Below are 20,048 nucleotides of genomic sequence, written 5' to 3'. Positions count from 1 at the left end.
TCCCCCTCGCCACCGCACTGACGCTTCTTCCCCCCCGTTTGGCTGGGCTGAGGGCGGGTGCCACCCTACGCGCCCCAGACGGAGGCGGGGGTGCTTCCCCCCCCCCCGAGGCCGCGGGCGACCCGGACGCGCTGCTGGACGCGGCCCGGGCCCGGATGTGGCACCTGGACCGGCCCGGCGACACCGCCGAGCGGCTCAGGCTCGCCGGCCTCGCCGGGGACACCGCACTGCGCGAGGGGCGGCTCATGGCGGCCGTGAGCGCCGAACTGTGGCGGCTCGACGCCCGGTACCACACCCTGGACCTGCGCGGCGTCGACGACGGCATCACCCGGCTGCACGACCTCGCGGACGCGTCGCGGCTGCCCGTGGCGGCGTGGCGGGCCCGGCGGGTCGACGCCGCCCGGGCCGCGCTCGCCGGCCGGTTCGGCGCCGCGCGGGACGCCTCCGCGGCGGCGCACCGGATCGCCGGGACCCTCGGCGACGACCTCGCCGCCCTCGTCACCGACGTCTTCGCCGGGCTCCTCGCGCTCCTGCGCGGCGACCCCGGCGAGCTGCGCGACGGCTGGCAGGAGCGGCTCGGCGCGTTCCCGCGGCTGCCCCTGGCGTCCGCGGCGGCGGCGCTGGCGTGGCACCAGGCCGGCGACCGGGACGAGGCCCTCGCCGGGTACGAACGCCTGCGCCACCTGCTGCGCGAGCCCGGCCGCGGCACCCGCCGGCTCGGCCTCCTGCAGCACCTCACCGAGCTGGCGCTGATCTTCCAGGACACGGAGGCGGCGGGCTGGGCGCTGCCGCAGTGGCTGCCGTGGACGGGCTCCGGCGGCCTGCCCGGCAACGCCGACAGCTTCTGCGGCGGCGCCGCCGACCGGACCATCGGCCGGCTCCTGGCGGTGCTCGGGCGGCACGACGCCGCCGTCGCCGCCCTGCGGCGGGCGGTCGAGGGCAACACCCGCCTCGACGCCCGCCCGTGGCTGGTGCACACCTGGCTCGACCTCGCCGCCCTGCCCGCCTCGGCCGGTGCCGGTGCGGGTGCCGGTGACGGGTCCGCTCAGCGGGCGGGGGCGCAGGCGCGGCGGCTCGGGATGCCGGGCGCGGCGCGGACCGCCGCCGCGCTCGCCGACGACCCGCTCACCGCCCGGGAACGCGAGGTCGCCGCCCTCGTCGCGGCGGCGCTGTCGAACCGGGACATCGCCGCGCGGCTCGTCGTCAGCGAACGGACCGTCGAGACGCACGTCCGGCACATCCTGGCCAAGCTCGGCCTGCCGAACCGCACCGCCCTCACCGCCCACCAGCTGCGCGGGTCACCGTGAACATGAAGCAGCCGTAGGCGACGTTGCGGGAGTCGACCCGGACCACCGCCGCGTCCGCGAACACGCCGGCCAGGACCCCTTCCGGGTCGGTGCCGTCGTGCACCCGGGTCGCGGGATGGATCCAGCCGCGCGCGTCGTAGGCCCGCAGCACCTGCGACCTGCCGCGCCAGCCGTCCGGATAGCCGGCCCCGGCGGGCCCGCCGCACCGCTCGGCGTGCGCGAAGACGGCGCCGATCTCGCGGTACGGGCTCGCGGCGGGCAGCACCGGCTCGAACCCGAACAGGATCAGCCGCTCGCCCCCGGTCGCGTCCCGCAGGCAGCACCGCAGCGGCTCGCCGCCCTCCGCGGTCGTCGCCTCGACGGGGTTGCCGGACACGTCGGTGCCCTTGCCCCGCACCGATTCCAGGGTGCCGGGGTCGATCGCGTGAATCGTGAACATACCCCGATCCTGGCCGGTGCCGGCCCTGGTTGGCTGGCGGGAATCGGCCCTCTCGCTCGCCGTGCGGACCCGCACCGGCGCGCTTACCGTTGAAGGGGTGGATCGCGTACCCCTGGACGAGAACGCCGCGGCGCGGCAACGCCTGACCACCCTCATCGACTCACTCGGCGACGACGACCTCTCCAAGCCGGTCACCCCCAGCTGGACCGTCGCGACCGTCCTCGCGCAGCTCGCGTTCTGGGACCGCTGGGCGCAGACCCTCGTGAAACGCTGGCGCTCCGGCGAACTGCCCCCGCCGACCGTGCCCCCGTGGTACGACGACGCCCTCAACCACACCCTCCTGCCGACGTGGCAGGCGCTGCCGGGCCGGGAGGCGGCCAGGATCGCCGCGGACGCCGCGCAGGCCGCCGACCGGGAGATCGAGAAGGCCGAGACCCCGGTCGTCGCCGGCATCATCGCCTCCCACCAGTCCAACCTCCTGGACCGCGCCACCCCCCGCAACGACGCCCTGGACCGCATCGCCCACGCCCTGCGCTGAACATCCACCGGCGCCGGGAACGGCGAAGGGCGCCGCCCCTGGTGACAGGAGCGGCGCCCCGGACAGGGCGAAGGGCTACAGGCCCGGGCGCGGGACGTCGCGCGGGACGTCGCCGCGCCGCTGGCCGGACTCGCCGCCGCGCTCCTCGATGAACTCCTTGAAGCGCTTCGTGTCGGCCTTCACCTGGAGGTTGTCGGCACCGACCGCGGCGCCCGCCTTCTCCACGATGCCCTCGGGCTGCCAGTCGAGCTGGACGGTGACCCGGGTGTCCTGCTCGCCCAGGCGGTGGAAGGTGACGACGCCGGCGTGCTCGGTGTCGCCGCCGACGCTCCTCCACGCGATCCGCTGGTCAGGCTGCTGCTCGGTGATCTCGGCGTCGAACTCGCGGCGGACGCCGCCGACCTTCGTCACCCAGTGGGTGCGCCGGTCGTCGACCTGCCGGATGGACTCGACGCCGCTCATGAACCGAGGGAACGACTCGAACTGCGTCCACTGGTTGTATGCGGTGCGCACCGGTACGTGGACGTCGATGGTCTCTGTCACGCCACTCATGCGTTCCTCCGAACTCTTGATGTGGGTGTACCACCGTCCCGTGCCCGCAAGACGGCCGGGCAAACGGGCTCAGGCCTGCTGTTGCGTCGGTCTCACCAGCAGCTCGTTGACCGCGACGTGCCGCGGGCGGGTCACGATGTAGGTGATCGTGTCGGCGATGTCCTCGGCCTCGAGGCGCTGCATGTCGGCGAAGCGCTGCTTGATCGTCTCCAGGATCTCCGGCCGGTTGTGGCCCGCCAGTTCCGTCGAGACGGCCCCGGGCTCGACCAGGGACACCCGGACATACCTGCCGGTGACCTCCTGCCGCAGGGCCTCGCTGAAGGCGCCGACGGCGTGCTTGGTGGCGTTGTAGACGCCGCTGCCGTTGCGGGCGACGCGGCCGGCGACGGAGCTGACGTTGACCAGGTCGGCGACCTTGCGCGGACCGTCGGCGGCCGCGGCGAGCAGGTGCGGGAGCGCGGCGTGCGCGCAGTACAGCAGGCCCATGACGTTGACGGAGACCATCGTGCGCCACTCGTCGACGGGCGCGTCGAGCACGGGCCCGAGGAGCATGACGCCGGCGTTGTTGACGAGGGTGTCGAGCCGGCCGAGCTCGTCCACCGTCCGCTGTACCGCGGCGACGGCGGCGGACTGGTCGGTGACGTCGGCCTCGACGACGAGCGCGACACCGCCGTCGGCGCGGATGCGGTCGGCGAGCGTGCCGAGCCGGTCGGCGCGGCGGGCGGCGAGCGCGACGGCGGCGCCACGGGAGGCGAGCGACAGTGCGGCCGCCTCACCGATCCCGCTGGAGGCGCCGGTGACGAGAGCGACAGTGCCTGACAAAGATCCCATACAAGGGAAATTACCCCTCGAGATCGCGCCGGATCTCCTCGAGGACCTTCTGGGTCTCCGTCGGCGGGCGGGCCTCGACGCAGAGCCGCTCCATGGCCTCGGCGTAGAGGTCGACGTCGTCGCGTTTGTCGAGGTAGAGGGCGCTGGTGAGCTGCTCGATGTAGACCACGTCGGGCAGGTCCTGGTCGGGGAAGCGCAGGATGGTGAACGCGCCGCCGGCGGCCGCGTGGCCGCCCGCGTTGAACGGGATGACCTGCAGCCGCACGTTGGGCAACGTGTTGGCCTCGAGCAACGCGTTGACCTGCTCGCGCATGATGTCGATGCCGCCGATGGGGCGGCGCAGCGCGGCCTCGTCGACGACGACCCACAGCTTCGGCGCGTCGGCGCGGGTGAGGACCTGCTGGCGGGCCATCCGCAGCTCGACCCGGCGGTCGATCTCGTCGGCCTTGGCCCGGCCGTGGCCGAGCAGGACGACGGCCCGCGCGTACTCCTTGGTCTGCAGCAGGCCGGGGACGAACTGGACCTCATACGTGCGGATGAGGGCCGCGGCGGCCTCGAGGCCGAGGTAGGACTGGAACCAATTGGGCAGCACGTCGCCGAAGCGGTGCCACCAGCCGGGGTTGTTGGCGTCGCGGGCGAGGGCGAGCAGCCGGGTGCGCTCCTCCTCGTCGTCGAGGCCGTAGAGGGTGAGCAGGTCGGCGACGTCGCGCTCCTTGAAGCCGACGCGCCCGAGCTCCATGCGGCTGATCTTCGACTCCGACGAGCGGATCTCCCAGCCGGCGTCCTCCCGGGTCACGCCCTGAGCCTCGCGGAGGCGGCGCAGGTGGGCACCCAGCAGCATGCGGAGGACGGTGGGGCCTCCGGCGGAGCCACCTTCAGGGGTTCCGGTCGTCACCTACTGCCTCCGAGTTCTGCCCATGACTCCTGGCCGAGCCGGAGTAAGCATGCCATGACCCGACAGTAAGCGGGAGTGGGCTCGCGTCGATCCGGCGGTATCTCCACAAGCCCACGTCCTCAGCGGTCGTGGTCCAGCAGGTTGTCGAAGTCGCCGTCGCGGGCGCCGGCGATGAAGGCGGCGATCTCGTCGTAGGTGTAGATGAGCGCGGGCCCCTGAGGGTCGCGCGAGTTACGCATCGCGAAGCCGGTCCCGCCGGGTAGGGGGGCCAGCTCGACGCAGTTGCCGCTGGGGTTGCTGCGACGGCTCTTCTGCCAGGGCACACCCGGCAGGTCGCCGGCCGGCATCCCGTTGTACGTCTGCTCCATGGACATCTCTCTGCAACATGTAGTTGAAAGTTTGCCGAGAATCGGCGTCTGCACGTGCATCGGCTCTTGCGTATGCAGCCGATAACGCGCATGCTAGCGCATGTGCGAATGTGCGGGGACGCTCACAATTTGTGACCAGAACCGGACGTTCGCTCCCAAATGATCGGGTGGCTTCCCCAGCTACGATCTTGGAGGACGCGCGAATGGACCCTCTCGCCTTCCTGGCCGGTGCGGCCGTGGCGGCTGGAGCGTGCGCGGCGTGGGTGTCCCACCGCCGGGTGGTCCAGCTGCAACGACAGCTCACCGTGGAGCGGCACGCCGCCAGCCACGACCCGCTGACAGGCCTGCCCAACCGGCGCGCCTTCTACATGCGCGGCGCGGAGCTCGTCGCCGACCCGCACGCGCACCCCCTGGTCGCGGTGGTCCTCGACGTCGACGGGTTCAAGCAGATCAACGACGTCTACGGCCACTCCGCGGGCGACGAGGTCCTCGTCACCATCGGGCACCGCTTCTCCTCGTGCGCCGGCCGGGGCATCGTGGCCAGGCTCGGCGGCGACGAGTTCGCCGGCCTCATCCCCCGCCGCGACGAGGAGCCCGACGTGCAGGCGGCCCACCTCGCCGACGTCCTCGCGGCGCCGATGCGGCTCGCCGGTCAGGTCGTGTCGGTCAGCACGTCGGTCGGGCTGGTCCCGGTCGAGACCAGCGCGCACCTCGCCGACGCGGTGCACCGGGCCGACGCCGCCATGTACCGCGCCAAGCGTCACACCCAGCGCCACAGCCAGCCCCACAGGGCCCACCTGGTGGCGCACCAGCACGTCCTGCACACCTCGCTCCGCCTCGCCAAGCCCACCCACCCGACCTCGGCGACCTGACAAGGACCCCCCGCGATGGACCTCAAAGAGCTCGTCCGCCAGCGCCGCCGCCACCAGCCCCGTCCGAAGGGCTGGCTGGCCGCCAAGCTCCACCGTGCCGAGCAGTGCCGCGACTGCAACCAGCCCTGGCCGTGCGACCAGTACGTCTCCGCCCGCAACTCGGTGCTCGTCTACGCCCTGCGCCGCCTCGAGCTCGCCCGGCCCGGGAGTCTGGGGTGACAATCGCGCACATCCCCGCCCGGCCGACCTGGCTGTGCACGGGATGTCGCGAGCCGTGGCCGTGCGCGGCGAAACGCGCCCAGCTCGTCGCGGAGCACGGCGACAGCCCCGCCGCGCTGCGCACGATGATGGCGCTGCGGGTCGCCGACGCCGCCGAGGACCTCCGCCAGCTCGGCACGGACCAGCTCTGGACCCGGTTCCTGGGCTGGCTGCCGGCCCCGGGCCAGGCCCCCGCGATCCGCTGGGTCGCGAACCCGCCGCTCGGCGGGCACCGCAGACCGGCGCAGGTCAGGGAGCAGATCGACCCGCGGGGTCCGTCGCGATCGTCGCCAGCACCGGAAAATGGTCAGATGCGGACGCAGTCCCGCCGCCGGTCAGCACGCGGCACGACGTGAAGTCACCGGCCACGGCCGGCGACGCCAGGATGTAGTCCAGGCGCGAGCGCACGAACTCCTCGCCGCCGAGCGCCGTCGGGACCGTCCAGCCCTCCCCCTCGCCGACCTCGCGGAACACGTCGACCAGCCCGCGGCGGGTCAGCAGCGCCACCGCCCGCGTGTCGACGCCGCCGCGGCCGAACCACCGCCGGTGCCGCCGCTGCACGTCCCGGTATCCGGTGTCCGGGTCGAGGGAGTTGAGGTCGCCCATCAGCACGACCCGCTCCCGGCGCCGGGCGAACGCGGCCAGCCGGCCGGCCTCGTACAGGCGGATCCTCCCCCAGTAGGGGAACAGGTGCGCGCTGACCAGCGTCAGCGGGCCCGACGACGTCGCCACCTCCACCCAGGCCGCGCCGTGATGGAAGCGGCCCGGCACCGTGCCGCTGCGCAGGACCCGCAGGTGCGGCGCGACGAGCAGGCCGACGGGCTGCCCGGTCCGCGGCGGCGCCACGTGCAGCCGCATCCCCGTGCGCGCCGCGAGGGGCGGGTCGCCCCGCAGCTCCTGCACCGCCGCGACGTCGGGCGCCGCGGCATCGACGACCGCGCACACGGCGTCCAGCCTGCCCCGGTTGGCGCCGGTCAGGATGTTGTACGTCAGCAGCGTCAACGACATACATTGCCCGGATGGACGTCCACAACGCTCTCCTCAGCTCCCGCGACGAGACCATCGGCACCCTCGTCGACCTGATCCGCGTACCCAGTGTGGGTGGCACCCAAGCTGAAGGCGAGATCGTGCGGCACGTCGCCGGCCTGCTCGCCGCGGAGGGCGTCGAGACCGACCTGTGGCAGATCCCGGTCGCCGAGCTCGCCGCCCGCCCCGACTTCCCCGGCATGGAGGTCGAGCGCTCCGAGGCGTGGGGCCTCGTGGCCCGGCTGCCCGGCACCGGCGGCGGGCGCACCCTCATGCTCAACGGGCACCTGGACGTCGTCCCGCCCGGTGACCTCGCCACCTGGTCCGACGACCCGTTCTCCGGACGCGTCGAGGACGGCCACGTGTACGGCCGCGGCGCCTGCGACATGAAGGGCGGCTTCGTGTCCGCCCTGGCGGCGCTGCTCGCCCTGCACCGCAGCGGCACGAAGCTGCCCGGCGACCTGCTGCTCGCCGCGGTCGTCGGCGAGGAGGACGGGGGGCTGGGCACCTACGCGACCCTCGAGCGCGGCTGGCGCGCCGACGCGTGCGTGATCACCGAGCCGACCGCCCTGGACGTCCTCGCCGCCAACGGCGGTGCCCTCACCTTCCGGCTGCGGGTGCCGGGTCTCGCCGCGCACGCCTGCGCCCGTACCACCGGCGTCAGCGCCGTCGAGAAGTTCCAGCTGATCTTCCCGGTCCTGCGCGCGCTGGAGGCGTCCCGCAACCGGGTCGTCGACCCGATGATGCGCCGCTGGGACATCGCGTATCCGCTGGAGATCGGCACGGTACGGGCCGGCGACTGGGCCTCCACGGTCCCCGACCTGCTGGTCGCCGAGGGGCGCTTCGGGGTCGCGCTCGACGAGCCGGTCGAGCAGGCCCGGGCCGAGTTCGAGCGGACGGTCGCGGAGGCGTGCGCCGGCGACCCGTGGCTGAAGGAGCACCCGGTGACGGTCGAGTGGTGGGGCGGGCAGTTCGCGTCCGGCCGCTGCCCGTCGGGCACCGACCTCGTGCGGCGGGTGCTGGCCGCCCACACCTTCGGCAACACGCCGGAGGTCGTCGGCGCGCCGTACGGATCCGACCTGCGGCTGCTGACGAACATCGGCGGCATTCCGACCGTGCAGTACGGCCCGGGCGTCGGCTACGGGCACTGCCCGGACGAGAAGGTGTCGATCGCCCAGGTGCACGCGTGCTCGGCCACGCTGGTCGACCTCGCGCTCGACTTTTCCTCCGAAGGCATTGACCAAGAGTTGTAAAGACTGTTTACTAATCAGCCATGCGGATCTCGCGCACGTTGCTGCCGGGGCTGGCCGCCGGCGCGGCGGTGCTGCTCCTCGCACCGCTGACCGCCTCGGCCGCGGCCGCAGCGCTGACGGCCACGTTCACCCAGACGTCGGTGTGGGGCAGCGGCTACGGCGGCGAGTTCGCCGTCGCCAACCGGGGCGACGCCGCGGCGAGCGGATGGGTCGTCGAGTTCGACCTGCCGGCCGGATCCACGGTGAGCAGCTCGTGGGACTCGGCGCGCACCAGCACCGGGCAGCACCACCGCTTCGCCAACGCCTCCTGGAACGGGACCGTCGCCGCCGGTGCGACGGTCCGCTTCGGGTTCAACGTCAGCGGCACCGGGGCGCCGCTCAACTGCACCCTCAACGGCGCGCCGTGCGCGGGCGGACCCGCACCGTCCTCCCCCGCACCGTCGTCCCCCGCACCGTCGTCCCCCGCACCGTCGTCCCCCGCACCGTCGTCCCCCGCGCCGTCGTCCCCCGCGCCGTCGTCCCCCGCGCCGTCGTCCCCCGCGCCGTCGTCCCCCGCGCCGTCCTCGCCCGGCCCTTCGCCGTCGGCTCCCCCCACCAGCGGATCCACTGTGGACGTCTCGACGGCGGCGCAGCTGGAGGCGGCCCTCCGTGCGGCACGGCCCGGGCAGACGATCCGGCTCGCGCCCGGGACCTACGACGGGTCGTTCATCGGCACGACACCCGGCACCGCCGCCGCGCCGATCACCGTCACCGGGCCCCGCACGGCGGTCCTGACCAACCCGGCGAGCGCCGGCAGCGGCCCGTCGTGCCCGGTCCCGACGCCCGGCTGGGACCCCGGCTACGGGTTCTGGCTGGCCGGCGCGCCGTACTGGAACCTGCGCGGCTTCACCGTCGCGAACGCGAAGAAGGGCGTCGTCGTCGACGACTCGCCGCACGTGTCGCTCGACGGGCTGTACGTGCACCACATCGGCGACGAGGGCGTCCACTTCAGACGGTCCTCATCGGACGGTGTGATCCGCGACTCGACGATCGAGTACACCGGCACCGCGCAGCCCGCGTACGGCGAGGGCGTCTACCTCGGCTCCGCGAACTCGAACTGGGCCTGCCACGGCACCAGCGGCGGCGTCGACCGGTCCGACCGGGTGCAGGTGCTGGACAACCACATCGGGCCGTACGTGGCGGCGGAGCACATCGACGTCAAGGAAGGCACCGTCGACGGGGTCATCCGCGGCAACACGTTCGACGGGCGCGGCATCGCCGGGCAGAACTCCGCCGACTCGTGGGTCGACATGAAAGGCACCGGCTACCTGGTCCAGGGCAACACCGGCACGTTCAGCGCGCCGGGGACCTTCGCCAACGGCTACGAGACGCACAACCCCGTCGCCGGCTCCGGCTGCGGCAACGTGTGGCGGGACAACGTGTCCGACCTCGGCGGGACCGGCCGCTACGCGATCAACGTGACGTCCACGTCGAAGTGCGCGGGCAACCTCAACGTCGTCTATACCTCCAACCGCGTCACCAACGCCACGGGAGGATTGACGAACATCACCCCCACGACCGGGTGACCGATCGGTCGATGGTATATACCGATGAGCTGAATATAGTGATGGGCATGACTGGCGTACCGTTACGAGAACCGACATTCCTCGTGCTGACCGCACTCGCGGCCGAGCCACAGCACGGCTACAGCGTCCTGGAGGACGTGCGGCGCATCTCCGATGATCGCGTCCGCCTCCAGGCCGGCACACTCTACGGCATCCTCGACCGGCTCCGCGTCGACGGGCTCATCGAAGTCGACCGGGAAGAGGTCGTCGCCTCGCGCCTGCGCCGCTACTACCGGCTCACCGCACCCGGACGCGACCTGCTCAGCGCCGAAACCGACCGGCTGCACCGCAACGCCGCCGCCGCCGACCGGCGCCTCCGGCAGCTCCGCCTCGCCACCGACGCCGCCTGAGACCCTGCGGGCGGCAGCACACCACTCCAGCCCGTCCCGTCCGGCGGCGCATCAGCCCGCGCCGCACCCTGCCGCACCACACCCGCGGCACCGCACACAGGCCACACCACGGCCGGGTATTTTCAGGCGGCCGCTCAGGTGCTGCTGATGCGCAACAGCGCCTCCCGGAGCCGCGACAGCTCGTCGGCACCCAGCAGCGCCGCGAAATCACCGTCGACCGCCGCCATCGCCGCCGGCGCGTCGGCGAGGAACGCCGCGCCCCGGTCCGTCAGCGCCACGATCACGGCCCGCTGGTCATTCGGGTCCGGACGGCTCGACACGTAGCCGGACGCCTCCAGCTCCCGCACCAGGCGGCCCATCATCTGCCGGGTCATGCCCGCCTTCGCCGCCAGATCAGTGATCCGTGTCCCCTCCGGATCCAGGTTCGTGATCACCGGCACGTGCCCGAGCCGGATCTCGCCGTGCCCGCCCGCCTGCAGCTTCGCCAGGGACGCCGCCTGCGCCCGCCGGTGCGCGTGCAGCAGCAGCCGGCCCAGCGGCAGCGACCGCAGCTCATCGGGCGTGAGATCAGACATACGAAACCCCGTTTACAAAGTAAGAAACCTGGTTTAGCGTTTTGCCACGACCTTCAAGGAGGACAGGATGAGTATCGTCCGTGCGGCCGACGCGCCGCGATTCGAGCTCGACGGATCCAGGTTCACGGTGTTCTCGGGCCCCAGCAACGGGTCCCGGCAGGTGTGCGCGTGGCGGCTGACCGTCGCCGCCGGTCACGAGTCGATGCCGCACAGCATCGACCGCGACGAGGTGTTCATGGTGCTGTCGGGGCAGCTGCGGGTCACGCCCGGCGGTGAGGTGCTCGGCGCCGGCGACTCCGTCGTGGTGCCGGCCGGGGAGCCGATCGCGGCACACAACCCCGGGGCCGAGCCCGCCGAGGTGTTCGTCAGCGTGGCCGCCGGCTTCACCGCCTACCGCGCCGACGGCTCGGTCTTCGGCACCCCGCCCTGGGCGGCCTGACGCGGCTCCTGACGCACTCCGCCATGGGCGGCCTGACGCGGCTCCTGACGCACTCCGCCCTGGGCGGCGTACCGGGCCGGCGTCACGCCCACGTGCCGGACGAAGTGCCGGTGCAGGTGGGACTGGTCGTGGAAGCCGGCCTCCGCGGCCACGTCGGCCGGGCGGCGACCGTCCAGCAGCAGGCGGCGGGCCTGTTCGACGCGGCGGCCCACCAGGTACCGGTGCGGCGGCAGACCGAACGCCGCCGTGAACGACCTGACCAGGTGCCCGGGATGGCACTGCAGCAGCGCGCCGGCCTCGGTGAGGGTGATCCCCTCCCGGGTCCGCGCGTCGAGCAGCTCCCGCAGCCCGACCGCCACGCCCCGGTGCCCGCCCTGCGGCTGGGGCACCGCGCCGAAGTGCCGCCGCAGCCGGTCCCGGATCAGCGCGAGCCGGCTCTCCGCCTCCAGCTCGTCACCGGGCGCGTCCAGGGCGAGATGCAGCTGGTGGATGCGGTGCCGCAGCAGCGGGTCGTCGACGCCGGGCCGGTCGACGGCGGCGCCGGCCAGACCCGCGTCGAGGACCGTCGTGTGGAGGTACAGCACCCGCTTGCGGAACCCGTCGCCGGTCGCCGCCCGTCCGTCGCGCGACGTCCGGCGGCAGCAGGGTCACCGACGCCCCGGCCGCGCCGCGGTGGTGCCGGTCCAGGTCGAAGCGGATCGCGCCCTGGTCGACGATCAGCAGCGTCCAGGCGTCGTGGACGTGCGGCGGATAGGCGTGGTCCACGAAATGCGCGTGGAACACCTCGGCGATCCCGGGCACCCTGGGCCGCCACGCGGTGACGAGCTCCATGTGCACAACGTACAAGACCGCCCAGGTCAGCACGGGCACGCTGACCTCATGACCTTCCCCACGAAGATCGCCGTGCTGCTGCGGGACGACCTGGCCACCTGGCAGCGGCTCAACGTGACCGCGTTCGTCGTCAGCGGCATCGCCGGCACCGCGCCGGACCTGCTCGGCGAGGACTACGCCGACGCCGACGGCAACCGCTACCTGCCGATGTTCGGCCAGCCCGTCATGGTGTTCGAGGGCGACGCCGCCGTCCTCACCGCCGCGCACCGCCGGGCGTCGGAACGGTCGGTCGCGTGTGCAACGTTCACGGAGGAGCTCTTCAAGACCGGCAACGACGAGGACAACCGGGCCGCCGTCCGGGCCGTGCACCAGGCAGATCTCCGCGTCGTCGGGATCGCCGTGCACGGGCCTCGTAACGCCGTCGACAGAATCCTCAAAGGAGCGCGCCTGCATCGTTAGGCTCCGCCGCCATGGACCTCCACCTTGCCGATGCCGTTGACGGGCCTGTCGATGCCGGTCTTGTCGATCGGGTCGCGGTGGCCTTCGAAGGGCCGGGAGCCGGCAGCGGGCCGCTGTCGTGGGGCCAGATCGAGAGCTGGAACGCGGTGACGACCCTCGGCCACTGGATGCCGATCGGCGGTGCACTGCCCGTGCGCCCCGGCACGACCGTCGACGACCTCGCCGGCGAGCTGCGCCACCATCTGAGCCGGCACCCGTCGCTGCGGACGCTGCTGCGGATCCAGGCCGGCGGCCTCCCGACCCAGGAGGTCCACGCCTCCGGTTCGTCGACGCTGCTGGTGTACGAGTCCGCCGGCGCCGACCCGTCCGAGGTGGCATCGTCGGTGGCCGAACGGTTCCGCCGCGCCGGGCTCGACTTCACGGCCGAGTACCCGATCCGGATGGCGGCGGTGCTCGATCATGGCGTGCCGAGCCACGTCGTCGCGCTCATCTCGCACTTCGCCGCCGACGGCGCCGGGGCGCAGGTGATGCTCCGCGACCTCGCCGAGCGGTCCTCCCTGCCGGTCGCCGGTCGCCAGCCCCTGGACCAGGCACAGTGGCAGCGGTCCCCGGCGGGCCGGCGGCAGAACGACGCGGCACAGCGGCACTTCGAGTCCGTCCTGAGGACGATGCCCCCGGTCCGCTTCCGCAAGCCGCTTGCACCGATGCGGCCACGGTACTGGCGCGGCGTGCTCGACTCGGCGGCCCTGCCCCTCGCGTTGCGGTCGCTGACCGCACGGACCGGCGCGGACCCGTCGGCGGTGCTGCTGGCGGTGTTCGCCCTCGCCGTGCACGCCACGTGCGGCATCGACCCCGTCGTCGTCCGCCCCCTGGTGAGCAACCGCTTCCGCCCCGGCTTCGCCGACGTGGTCTGCACCGCCGTCCAGGCCGGCCTGTGCCAGATCCCAGTCGGCGCGGCTGGCGGCGCGGGGGCGGCGTGGGAGCGGGTCGGCGCGTTCGAGGAGGTCGTGGCGGCGGCGGGGCGGGCGGCGCGGAGTGCCTACAAGCACGCGTACTTCGACCAGCGGGACCTGTTCGCGCTCATCGACCGGGTCGGCGCCGAACGCGGCGAACGCCTGGAGATCGGCTGCTTCCTCAACGACCGCCGCGACCCGGCCGCTGCCGGCGGCCCCGTCCCGGAGCCCGGGGAGATCCGGGCGGCGCTGCACCGCACGACGTTCGGCTGGACGGTGCGGCGGGCGGCGCCGGGGTTCGAGCCGATGATCCTCGACGTCGAGGACACCCCGGAAGGGTTGCGCTGCACCGCGCACACCGACACCGCCCACATCTCCCCCGCCGACACGTCGGCGCTGCTGCACCACCTGGAGCGGATCGCGGTCACAGCGTCAGGCCCTCGATCCGGCTGAGGCGGAGCAGGGCGGCGTCGTCCAGCGGCGGGATCACCCGCGTCCGGGTGCCGGTCCCGCCGAGGGCGACGTTGTCGGCGGACAGGTGCACGTGGACGCCGTCCGGGCGGTAGACGCCGGCGTCGTACCAGACGATGCCGTCGCCGTGGTCGGCCCTGGACCGGAACGTGACGGTGCCGTCCGCCTCCGTCGCCCATTCGCAGGTCGTGGACTCGGTGCCCGCGTCGCAGTCGCGGCCCGCCGGGGCCGCCTCGCGCTCGACCCGCACGTCGACGCGGCCCGCACCGGCGGCGTCGACGGCGACGATCCCGGCGGTGAACCGCTGCCCACCCGCGGCGAACCTCGCCTCGTCGGCGCGGAACGTGAAGCCCGGCGCGCAGGTCGCCGCGTCGAGCAGGGTCGCGCCGGGCAACGCCCGCCGCAACGGGTCGTCGAGCGCCATCGTCAGCAGGGACGCCGTCACGAGCCGGAGCCCCCGGGCCGCCTGCTCCGCCTCGGTGTTCGCCGGCTGCCCGCCGGTCGTGCCGGCGTCCGTCTTCGGACCGCCGGGCACGGCGGCCGGTTCGCACACCGCGGACGGCTGGGCGGCCGGGGCGCTGCCCTGGTCGCGGTCCGTCACGAGCGGCACGGCGGCGACCGCGGCGAGCACCGCCGCCGCGACCGCGGTGAGGAGCCGGGTCCTGGCCCGGTGCCGGCGCGCCCGGCGCACGACGGCGTCGAGGTCGACGCGCGACGGGGCGGGCGGCGGGTCGAGCCTGCGCAGGGCGTCGGTCAGCTGGTCCATGGTGACTCCTCCTGGAGGGTCATGCGCTCCCGCAACGTGTCGAGCGCCCGCGCGGCCTGGCTCTTGACCGTGCCGGTGCTGCACCCGAGTTCCCGGGCCGTCTCCTCGACGGAGAGGTCGCAGCAGTACCGCAGCACGACCACCGCCCGGCGGCGTGGGGGCAGGTCGTCCAGCAGGGCCAGCAGCGACAGCCGGTCGTCGACGGCGTCGCTGCCCGCGGCGACCGGGGGCGGCTCCGGCACGACGCCGGTCGGGTGCTCGCGGTGCCAGGGGCGGCGGCGTTCGTTGAGCATCGTGCGCACCAGCACGCGCCGGACGTACGCGTCGACGTTGTCCGCCGCCGCCACCCGCCGCCAGTGCAGCAGCACCCGGACCAGGGTCGCGGACAGCACGTCGTCGGCGGTGTGCCAGTCGCCGCACAGCAGGTAGGCGACCCGGCGCAGCGCCGGCAGACGGCCGGTCACGTACGCGTGGAACCCCTCGGTATCCGTTGCCACAACCACCTGACACCGCGGCCGGCGGCCGGGGTTGCCCGCGGTGGGTTATTGCTCCTGAAGTCGCAGGAGCTCGGCGAACTCCTGGCAGGAGGAGTCCGACTTGGGGAGGATGCCGGCGGCGACCATCGCGGGACCGAGTTCCCGCCGGACGTCGGGGTCGTCGCACTCCAGGCCGAACTGGATGACCTCGGCGACGACCTCGGTGGTGCCGGCGCGGAAGACGGTGCCGCTGTCCACCTGGTACAGCCACGCGTCGAACCGCGGCTGCCCGCCGTCCGCGACCCGCCACAGCGAGCAGAACCCGCGGAAGCTCGCCTCGTCCTGCTCGTCGCCGGCGAGCCGCGCCTCGGCGTCCAGGTCCTCGCCGTCGTACAGCTTCCCGGCCGCCCGCAGCTGCTCCCGCTCGATCGGGCTCAGCCCGCCGGCGTCGTCGATCTCCCGCTCGTCCACGAATCGGCTCGCCACGCCCGACAGCCAAGCGCACCCGGCCGCCGCCGTCAATCGTCCGCACGTCGGTCGGGCGGGCGGGGGCGGTGCACGTGACGTGCGGTCAGATGGTGCCCAGGGTGTAGGCGACCTCGTCGAGGAGCTCGCGGGCGAGGAAGCCGGTGCGGCCGTGCCGCGGGGCGAGCCGCTGCCCGGTGACGGCGTGCGCCCAGGTGCCCCAGCAGGCCGCCTGTGCCGGTTCGGCGCCGCGGGCGAGCAGGCCGGCGACGACACCGGCGAGGACGTCGCCGCTGCCGGACGTGCCCAGCCCCGAGTCGCCGCTCTCCTCGGACCAGACCCGCCCGTCCGGGTCGGCGACGGTGCCGTACAGCGTGACCACCGCCGAACAGCGCCGGGCGACCTCGGTGGCGATGGTCGCGAGGTCGTCCCCGTCCGCGACGGTGTCGGGCCGGTCGAGCAGGTAGCCCGCCTCGGTCAGGTTCGGGGTGAGCACGAACCGCTGCGGGCGGCCGGCGAGCAGCCGCGGGCGGCGGCTGAGGGCGCCCAGGGCGTACGCGTCGAGGACCACCCCCGCGTCCGGCCGCGCCGCGCCGAGGACGGCGTCGAGCAGGGTCACGGTCTCGTCGATGTCGTCGAGGCCCGGGCCGGCCGCGACCGTGTCCGCCTCGCCCGCGAGGCCCAGCAGGCGCTTCGGTACGTCACCCGCGACGCTCCCGGAGCCGGTCTCCGGCAGCCCGATGACGGCCGCCTCCGGCACCGCGATGCTGAGCGCCGCGGCGGTGCCGTCGGGGACGGCGAGCTGCAGACGGCCGGCGCCGGCCCGCAGCGACGCGACGCCGGCGAGCAGCACCGCGCCGGGCGTGGAGCGGGAGCCGCCGATGACGAGCACCGTGCCGCGCTGCTTCTTGTCGGTGGTGCCGGTCGGCAGGGGCCAGTCGCGCAGCAGGCGGGGCGTGATCGTGCGCGGGTCAGACGTCGGCATTGACGTCCTCCTGCCTGGTGGCGGGGGTGCCCTCGCGGTGCAGGTGCTCGACGGCGTTGAACCGTTCGGGTCGCAACCGTTCGCCGTCGGAGCGCCAGCTGCTGACCGAGCAGTTGCCCAGGGCCGTGCCCCGCGCGATCTGCATCAGGCTCGCCTCGTCGAGGTCTTCCACGAGGTACCGCACGAGCATGACGAGTGCTTCGTGGCCGAACAGGATGACCCGGCCGCCCGGGTACGTGCCGCGGATGTCGCCGAGCAGGGACCGCAGCCGCAGCAGGACGTCGGCCCAGGACTCGCCGCCGGGCGGGCGGTAGTAGAACTTCCCGAGCCGCCGGCGCCGGGCCGCCTCCTGGGGCAGCCGCGCCTCGACGCCGCGGGCGGTGAGCAGGTCGAGGACGCCGAGCTCGCGGTCGCGCAGCCGTTCGTCGAGCACCGCCGGGATGCCCGTGCCGGCCAGGGCGATCTCCGCGGTCTGGCGGGTCCGCAGGTACGGCGAGACGACCGCGACCTGAGGACGATCCCCGCCGGGCAGGTCCGCAAGCCACTGCCCGACGGCCCGCGCCTGCTCCCTGCCCAGGTCGGACAGCGGCACGTCGGCGTCGCGTTCGGGGATGGCGATCTCCTCGAGCCCACCCGCCTCGGCGGCCTGGGCGAGGACGTTGCCGGTCGACTGGCCGTGCCGGACGACGCCGAGCCACTGAAGATCCGCCATACCGTGGTCGTACCCCGGCTCCGGCGCCCCGAACCGATTCCGTTCGTTCGATGACTCTGGCAAGATCGGTGCTTCGGTCCTCGGGGGGTTGGCGCAGCGATGCTGGCGAATGCGGTGTTCACGATCGGCGTGGTCCTGGTCGTGGCGGGAGTCGTCGGCTGGATCGTCGCCGGGGTCCTCAACCGTGGGTCCGGGGGCTCGGTCCCGCAGCCGGGCGAGATCTGGTGGGCGACGGTCCCGTACCGCGACGGCGAGGGCGAGAAACGCCGTCCCGCCCTCGTCCTGGGCGGCGACGGCAGGTCGTACACCATCCTGAAGATCACCAGTCAGGACAAGCGGCACCGGCACGACCACGTCGAGATCCCCACCCGCACGTGGGACCGGCGCGCGACGTACAACAGCTTCCTGGACCTCTCGGCCCCGTTCCAGCTGAACCGGCTCGACTTCGCCAACCGCGCGGGCGTCGTGGACCCCGCGACGTGGCAGCGGGTCGCGCAGCAGCACCGGGTCGGGCTGCCCGTGCCGGCCGGTCCGCGCTCGTCGCCGGTCCGCGTGCTCAGCACCCTGGCGTTCGTGGCGGGGCTGCTCGCCCTGTGCGCGGGCACCGTCATCCCGTGGGCGGACCGCTTCAGCGACGAGGTGAAGACCGCCGCCGGGAACATGCCGCTGCACGACGCCGGCGTCACCGCCGCCGACCGGGGCGAGTCGGGCCGCGCCTACGACAGCACCCTCAACGGCGTGCACTACGCCGACTCGACCGGCTTCTGGGTCGGCTGCGAGGGCCGGCCGTCGGCCGTGACGTTCGCGCTCGACGGGAAGTTCAAGCACTTCACCGGTACCGCCGGCCTCGACGCCGTCGCACCGAAGGACGTCGTGGTCAAGCTGGTCGTCGAGATCGACGGCCGGACCGCGGCGACCGTCACGGTGAGCCGGACCATCTCCGAGCCCGTGGAGCTGGACGTCACGTCGGCCCGGACGCTCACCCTGTCCGCGCTGCGCACGAAGGGCACCTGCGCCAACGCCACCCGCCCGTACGGTGCCATCGGCGACGCCCTGCTGCGCCAGTCCTAGGCGGCACGCGGACTCCGGGCGGGGTGCCGGGCGCGCATCGCATCAAGGGTCGTCACGGGGCGTATTCACGGGCCTGAGGGGTCCGCGGCGCGCCGGGGCGCGGGGTGACATCGCGTGTGAGATCGATGGCGGGCGCTTGATGATCTCCTTGGGGCGCATAGGTTCCGAACTACGCCCGGTGTTCATTCCTGGCGCTGACAACCGTTTCGCCTTGTCCAGGTTCCCGGAAAGCCCTTGCCTGCGTGAGGGCACGGTCGAACGTCCGGCCGCGGGATGCACAGCTGAGTCCTGGACCTACCAGGGAGCACGTTCTGTCCTCAGTTCTCCGCCTTGTCGCGGTCGCCATAGTCCTGTCCACCGTCGTCCTGCCGGCACCGGCCGCCGCGGGCGCCAGTCGTACACCAGAAGCCGCGGAGATCCCGCAGCAACTCGCCGCACGCACGCCGGCCCTGCGGGCCGACCGGTTCTTCGAGCGGCGGACGCCGCCGATCCGGCGGGTCACCGAGGCCGTCCAGGTCGTCAAGCCCGAGGCGGCGGCCACGAAGCCGAAGACCGTGAAGCCGGCGGTCAAACCGAAGCCGAAACAGCCGGCCACCACCCAGACGCCGTTGGTGCCCGGATCGGTGAGCGCCGTCATCGCCTACGCGAAGGCGCAGCTCGGCAAGCCCTACGTGTGGGCCGCCGCCGGGCCGAACGGATTCGACTGCTCGGGGCTGGTCGTGGCCAGCTACGCCCGGGCCGGCATCAAACTTCCGCACCAGACCGGCGGCCTGATCGGCCGTGGACGGTCGGTGTCCCGCGCGCAACTGCAACCGGGAGACCTGGTGTTCCCCAGCTCGGGGCACGTCGGCATCTACCTGGGCGACGGCATGATGATCCATGCACCGCACCCGGGGGACCATGTCCGCATCGCCAAGGTCTACGCGTTCTACGCCGGGCGCCGCATCATCGGCTGACCCGCGCGGCGCGCCGAAACCACCGCCGCCGCCCGCCATTTTGCTGGCAGGTCGGAAATGCCGCGGCTGGAGTTGTACCGGCCGCATCGGCGGGCGGCGGTGGCGGACTTCGAGGGAACGGCCGTGCCGGACCTGCGGGCCGAGTACCTGCACCGCGAGGACGGTGGCCGGTCGCGTCGGTCGGTACGAGTACGCGGAGACCGAGATCCTGCGCGCCTGGGGCCGGACGGACGAAGCGCACTGCGCGTTCAACGCGGTGCGGGCGGCCGGCGGCTCCTGGTGCGCGCCGGTCGCCGGGCCGTCGAACTGACCCGGACCGCCGACCGGGATCGCGGCCGGGAGGTGGGCGGTGCGGCGGACGCGCCAGAGCGAGCACGTCGTCAACGACAGCGCGGCCGCGAACGCGGCCAGGTGGATCCACGGCGTCTCGATCGGGACGAAGCCGAGCACGGCGACCGGCACCTGCACCACGGCGACCAGGCCCAGCAGGAGACTTCTGCGAGCGACGCCCCACAGGTGCGCGGTCCACAGTGGAGCGGTGACGACGGCGAGCGTCAGGCCGTCGAGCATCGCGTGCGGCCATGTCGATGCGTTTC

26 protein-coding genes and 1 pseudogene are annotated in these 20,048 nt (G+C 73.6%); 13 read left to right on the top strand and 14 right to left on the bottom strand.

Translation table 11 applies throughout. The features are described 5' to 3' along the window. The first annotated feature begins 155 nt into the window (after positions 1 to 155). Positions 156 to 1,307, top strand: coding sequence for a helix-turn-helix transcriptional regulator (locus tag ACZ6TV_RS49250; protein ID WP_465307552.1), 1,152 nt, complete (start codon positions 156 to 158; stop codon positions 1,305 to 1,307). Here the strand turns inward: ACZ6TV_RS49250 and ACZ6TV_RS49245 are convergent. After that, a complete protein-coding gene (locus tag ACZ6TV_RS49245) occupies positions 1,276 to 1,746 on the bottom strand; it encodes a DUF1203 domain-containing protein (protein ID WP_465307550.1) in 471 nt (156 codons plus the stop codon). The two genes, ACZ6TV_RS49250 and ACZ6TV_RS49245, sit on opposite strands and share 32 nt — an antisense overlap. Positions 1,747 to 1,843: 97 nt before the next feature. Between ACZ6TV_RS49245 and ACZ6TV_RS49240 the strand changes: the two genes are divergently transcribed. Continuing rightward, positions 1,844 to 2,284, top strand: coding sequence for a hypothetical protein (locus ACZ6TV_RS49240; protein ID WP_465307548.1), 441 nt, complete (start codon positions 1,844 to 1,846; stop codon positions 2,282 to 2,284). Between the two features lie 75 nt (positions 2,285 to 2,359). Here the strand turns inward: ACZ6TV_RS49240 and ACZ6TV_RS49235 are convergent, their stop codons facing one another. The 4 genes from ACZ6TV_RS49235 to ACZ6TV_RS49220 all read right to left on the bottom strand — a co-directional run bounded on the left by ACZ6TV_RS49235 (position 2,360) and on the right by ACZ6TV_RS49220 (position 4,930). Then, complete coding sequence (locus ACZ6TV_RS49235; RefSeq protein WP_465307547.1) at positions 2,360 to 2,836, bottom strand: SRPBCC family protein; 477 nt, start codon at positions 2,834 to 2,836, stop codon at positions 2,360 to 2,362. Positions 2,837 to 2,905: 69 nt separating this feature from the next. Continuing rightward, the gene (locus ACZ6TV_RS49230) at positions 2,906 to 3,667 is read right to left on the bottom strand and encodes an SDR family NAD(P)-dependent oxidoreductase (RefSeq protein WP_465307545.1); all 762 of its coding nucleotides are present in this window, start codon (positions 3,665 to 3,667) and stop codon (positions 2,906 to 2,908) included. Between the two features lie 10 nt (positions 3,668 to 3,677). After that, positions 3,678 to 4,562, bottom strand: a complete 885-nt coding sequence (locus ACZ6TV_RS49225; protein ID WP_465307543.1) for a helix-turn-helix domain-containing protein — start codon at positions 4,560 to 4,562, stop codon at positions 3,678 to 3,680. Between the two features lie 119 nt (positions 4,563 to 4,681). Continuing rightward, positions 4,682 to 4,930, bottom strand: a complete 249-nt coding sequence (locus tag ACZ6TV_RS49220) for a DUF397 domain-containing protein (protein ID WP_465307541.1) — start codon at positions 4,928 to 4,930, stop codon at positions 4,682 to 4,684. Between the two features lie 203 nt (positions 4,931 to 5,133). Here ACZ6TV_RS49220 and ACZ6TV_RS49215 point away from each other — a divergent pair, with 203 nt between their 5' ends. After that, on the top strand, positions 5,134 to 5,802 hold the full coding sequence (locus ACZ6TV_RS49215) for a GGDEF domain-containing protein (RefSeq protein WP_465307539.1): 669 nt from the start codon (positions 5,134 to 5,136) through the stop codon (positions 5,800 to 5,802). A 15-nt stretch (positions 5,803 to 5,817) separates the two neighbouring features. After that, positions 5,818 to 6,021 carry a hypothetical protein gene (locus tag ACZ6TV_RS49210; RefSeq protein WP_465307537.1) on the top strand — a complete coding sequence of 68 codons (204 nt, stop codon included), beginning with the start codon at positions 5,818 to 5,820 and terminating at the stop codon, positions 6,019 to 6,021. A 288-nt stretch (positions 6,022 to 6,309) separates the two neighbouring features. Here the strand turns inward: ACZ6TV_RS49210 and ACZ6TV_RS49205 are convergent, their stop codons facing one another. Further along, positions 6,310 to 7,062, bottom strand: coding sequence for an endonuclease/exonuclease/phosphatase family protein (locus tag ACZ6TV_RS49205; protein ID WP_465307535.1), 753 nt, complete (start codon positions 7,060 to 7,062; stop codon positions 6,310 to 6,312). Positions 7,063 to 7,079: 17 nt separating this feature from the next. Between ACZ6TV_RS49205 and ACZ6TV_RS49200 the strand changes: the two genes are divergently transcribed. From ACZ6TV_RS49200 to ACZ6TV_RS49190, 3 genes are read left to right on the top strand one after another with little or no spacing between them, the layout of a single operon-like run. Continuing rightward, complete coding sequence (locus tag ACZ6TV_RS49200; protein ID WP_465307533.1) at positions 7,080 to 8,339, top strand: ArgE/DapE family deacylase; 1,260 nt, start codon at positions 7,080 to 7,082, stop codon at positions 8,337 to 8,339. A 20-nt stretch (positions 8,340 to 8,359) separates the two neighbouring features. Then, the gene (locus ACZ6TV_RS49195; RefSeq protein WP_465307531.1) at positions 8,360 to 9,904 is read left to right on the top strand and encodes a cellulose binding domain-containing protein; all 1,545 of its coding nucleotides are present in this window, start codon (positions 8,360 to 8,362) and stop codon (positions 9,902 to 9,904) included. Between the two features lie 47 nt (positions 9,905 to 9,951). Beyond that, positions 9,952 to 10,293 carry a PadR family transcriptional regulator gene (locus tag ACZ6TV_RS49190; protein WP_465307529.1) on the top strand — a complete coding sequence of 114 codons (342 nt, stop codon included), beginning with the start codon at positions 9,952 to 9,954 and terminating at the stop codon, positions 10,291 to 10,293. Positions 10,294 to 10,427: 134 nt separating this feature from the next. Here ACZ6TV_RS49190 and ACZ6TV_RS49185 read toward each other — a convergent pair whose 3' ends face one another. Beyond that, on the bottom strand, positions 10,428 to 10,868 hold the full coding sequence (locus ACZ6TV_RS49185) for a MarR family winged helix-turn-helix transcriptional regulator (RefSeq protein WP_465307527.1): 441 nt from the start codon (positions 10,866 to 10,868) through the stop codon (positions 10,428 to 10,430). Positions 10,869 to 10,935: 67 nt separating this feature from the next. On the opposite strand from ACZ6TV_RS49185, the gene ACZ6TV_RS49180 reads away from it, so the two are divergent. Next, complete coding sequence (locus ACZ6TV_RS49180; RefSeq protein WP_465307525.1) at positions 10,936 to 11,307, top strand: cupin domain-containing protein; 372 nt, start codon at positions 10,936 to 10,938, stop codon at positions 11,305 to 11,307. On the opposite strand, the gene ACZ6TV_RS49175 is transcribed toward ACZ6TV_RS49180, so the two are convergent. Next, on the bottom strand, positions 11,259 to 11,891 hold the full coding sequence (locus tag ACZ6TV_RS49175; protein WP_465307523.1) for a helix-turn-helix transcriptional regulator: 633 nt from the start codon (positions 11,889 to 11,891) through the stop codon (positions 11,259 to 11,261). The two genes, ACZ6TV_RS49180 and ACZ6TV_RS49175, sit on opposite strands and share 49 nt — an antisense overlap. A 103-nt stretch (positions 11,892 to 11,994) precedes the next feature. Continuing rightward, positions 11,995 to 12,138: pseudogene (locus ACZ6TV_RS49170) on the bottom strand (AraC family ligand binding domain-containing protein); the annotation flags it as partial. 48 nt (positions 12,139 to 12,186) lie between these two features. Here ACZ6TV_RS49170 and ACZ6TV_RS49165 point away from each other — a divergent pair. Further along, the gene (locus ACZ6TV_RS49165) at positions 12,187 to 12,597 is read left to right on the top strand and encodes a DUF2000 family protein (protein ID WP_465307522.1); all 411 of its coding nucleotides are present in this window, start codon (positions 12,187 to 12,189) and stop codon (positions 12,595 to 12,597) included. 11 nt (positions 12,598 to 12,608) lie between these two features. Continuing rightward, the gene (locus ACZ6TV_RS49160) at positions 12,609 to 14,003 is read left to right on the top strand and encodes a condensation domain-containing protein (protein WP_465307520.1); all 1,395 of its coding nucleotides are present in this window, start codon (positions 12,609 to 12,611) and stop codon (positions 14,001 to 14,003) included. Here the strand turns inward: ACZ6TV_RS49160 and ACZ6TV_RS49155 are convergent. The 5 genes from ACZ6TV_RS49155 to ACZ6TV_RS49135 all read right to left on the bottom strand — a co-directional run bounded on the left by ACZ6TV_RS49155 (position 13,975) and on the right by ACZ6TV_RS49135 (position 17,425). Beyond that, positions 13,975 to 14,787: a hypothetical protein gene (locus ACZ6TV_RS49155; RefSeq protein ID WP_465307518.1), complete on the bottom strand. Its 813-nt coding sequence runs from the start codon at positions 14,785 to 14,787 to the stop codon at positions 13,975 to 13,977. The two genes, ACZ6TV_RS49160 and ACZ6TV_RS49155, sit on opposite strands and share 29 nt — an antisense overlap. Next, positions 14,775 to 15,284: a SigE family RNA polymerase sigma factor gene (locus ACZ6TV_RS49150; protein WP_465307516.1), complete on the bottom strand. Its 510-nt coding sequence runs from the start codon at positions 15,282 to 15,284 to the stop codon at positions 14,775 to 14,777. The genes ACZ6TV_RS49155 and ACZ6TV_RS49150 overlap by 13 nt, the downstream gene beginning before the upstream one ends. A gap of 45 nt (positions 15,285 to 15,329) precedes the next feature. Beyond that, on the bottom strand, positions 15,330 to 15,749 hold the full coding sequence (locus ACZ6TV_RS49145) for a hypothetical protein (protein ID WP_465307514.1): 420 nt from the start codon (positions 15,747 to 15,749) through the stop codon (positions 15,330 to 15,332). An 85-nt stretch (positions 15,750 to 15,834) separates the two neighbouring features. Then, the gene (locus ACZ6TV_RS49140) at positions 15,835 to 16,713 is read right to left on the bottom strand and encodes an NAD(P)H-hydrate dehydratase (protein WP_465307512.1); all 879 of its coding nucleotides are present in this window, start codon (positions 16,711 to 16,713) and stop codon (positions 15,835 to 15,837) included. After that, positions 16,700 to 17,425, bottom strand: coding sequence for a histidine phosphatase family protein (locus ACZ6TV_RS49135; RefSeq protein ID WP_465307510.1), 726 nt, complete (start codon positions 17,423 to 17,425; stop codon positions 16,700 to 16,702). Before ACZ6TV_RS49135 ends, ACZ6TV_RS49140 begins: the two co-directional genes overlap by 14 nt. 99 nt (positions 17,426 to 17,524) lie before the next feature. Here ACZ6TV_RS49135 and ACZ6TV_RS49130 point away from each other — a divergent pair, with 99 nt between their 5' ends. The 3 genes from ACZ6TV_RS49130 to ACZ6TV_RS49120 all read left to right on the top strand — a co-directional run bounded on the left by ACZ6TV_RS49130 (position 17,525) and on the right by ACZ6TV_RS49120 (position 19,762). Then, on the top strand, positions 17,525 to 18,496 hold the full coding sequence (locus tag ACZ6TV_RS49130; RefSeq protein ID WP_465307508.1) for a type II toxin-antitoxin system PemK/MazF family toxin: 972 nt from the start codon (positions 17,525 to 17,527) through the stop codon (positions 18,494 to 18,496). A gap of 242 nt (positions 18,497 to 18,738) precedes the next feature. Continuing rightward, the gene (locus ACZ6TV_RS49125; protein WP_465307506.1) at positions 18,739 to 19,452 is read left to right on the top strand and encodes a C40 family peptidase; all 714 of its coding nucleotides are present in this window, start codon (positions 18,739 to 18,741) and stop codon (positions 19,450 to 19,452) included. A gap of 163 nt (positions 19,453 to 19,615) precedes the next feature. Continuing rightward, positions 19,616 to 19,762, top strand: coding sequence for a hypothetical protein (locus ACZ6TV_RS49120; RefSeq protein ID WP_465307504.1), 147 nt, complete (start codon positions 19,616 to 19,618; stop codon positions 19,760 to 19,762). The last annotated feature ends 286 nt before the right edge of the window (positions 19,763 to 20,048 follow it).

This window comes from Dactylosporangium sp. NPDC051087, assembly GCF_055586325.1.
This window is presented reverse-complemented; position numbering and strand designations above follow the sequence as displayed.

Bases quoted from the DNA above. Each gene is read 5' to 3' on its own strand.
- ACZ6TV_RS49250 (WP_465307552.1), top strand. From the start codon at position 156: ATGTGGCACCTGGACCGGCCCGGCGACACCGCCGAGCGGCTCAGGCTC.
- ACZ6TV_RS49245 (WP_465307550.1), bottom strand. From the start codon at position 1,746: ATGTTCACGATTCACGCGATCGACCCCGGCACCCTGGAATCGGTGCGG.
- ACZ6TV_RS49235 (WP_465307547.1), bottom strand. From the start codon at position 2,836: ATGAGTGGCGTGACAGAGACCATCGACGTCCACGTACCGGTGCGCACC.
- ACZ6TV_RS49230 (WP_465307545.1), bottom strand. From the start codon at position 3,667: ATGGGATCTTTGTCAGGCACTGTCGCTCTCGTCACCGGCGCCTCCAGC.
- ACZ6TV_RS49220 (WP_465307541.1), bottom strand. From the start codon at position 4,930: ATGGAGCAGACGTACAACGGGATGCCGGCCGGCGACCTGCCGGGTGTG.
- ACZ6TV_RS49215 (WP_465307539.1), top strand. From the start codon at position 5,134: ATGGACCCTCTCGCCTTCCTGGCCGGTGCGGCCGTGGCGGCTGGAGCG.
- ACZ6TV_RS49210 (WP_465307537.1), top strand. From the start codon at position 5,818: ATGGACCTCAAAGAGCTCGTCCGCCAGCGCCGCCGCCACCAGCCCCGT.
- ACZ6TV_RS49200 (WP_465307533.1), top strand. From the start codon at position 7,080: ATGGACGTCCACAACGCTCTCCTCAGCTCCCGCGACGAGACCATCGGC.
- ACZ6TV_RS49195 (WP_465307531.1), top strand. From the start codon at position 8,360: ATGCGGATCTCGCGCACGTTGCTGCCGGGGCTGGCCGCCGGCGCGGCG.
- ACZ6TV_RS49190 (WP_465307529.1), top strand. From the start codon at position 9,952: ATGACTGGCGTACCGTTACGAGAACCGACATTCCTCGTGCTGACCGCA.
- ACZ6TV_RS49185 (WP_465307527.1), bottom strand. From the start codon at position 10,868: ATGTCTGATCTCACGCCCGATGAGCTGCGGTCGCTGCCGCTGGGCCGG.
- ACZ6TV_RS49180 (WP_465307525.1), top strand. From the start codon at position 10,936: ATGAGTATCGTCCGTGCGGCCGACGCGCCGCGATTCGAGCTCGACGGA.
- ACZ6TV_RS49165 (WP_465307522.1), top strand. From the start codon at position 12,187: ATGACCTTCCCCACGAAGATCGCCGTGCTGCTGCGGGACGACCTGGCC.
- ACZ6TV_RS49160 (WP_465307520.1), top strand. From the start codon at position 12,609: ATGGACCTCCACCTTGCCGATGCCGTTGACGGGCCTGTCGATGCCGGT.
- ACZ6TV_RS49155 (WP_465307518.1), bottom strand. From the start codon at position 14,787: ATGGACCAGCTGACCGACGCCCTGCGCAGGCTCGACCCGCCGCCCGCC.
- ACZ6TV_RS49140 (WP_465307512.1), bottom strand. From the start codon at position 16,713: ATGCCGACGTCTGACCCGCGCACGATCACGCCCCGCCTGCTGCGCGAC.
- ACZ6TV_RS49135 (WP_465307510.1), bottom strand. From the start codon at position 17,425: ATGGCGGATCTTCAGTGGCTCGGCGTCGTCCGGCACGGCCAGTCGACC.
- ACZ6TV_RS49130 (WP_465307508.1), top strand. From the start codon at position 17,525: ATGCTGGCGAATGCGGTGTTCACGATCGGCGTGGTCCTGGTCGTGGCG.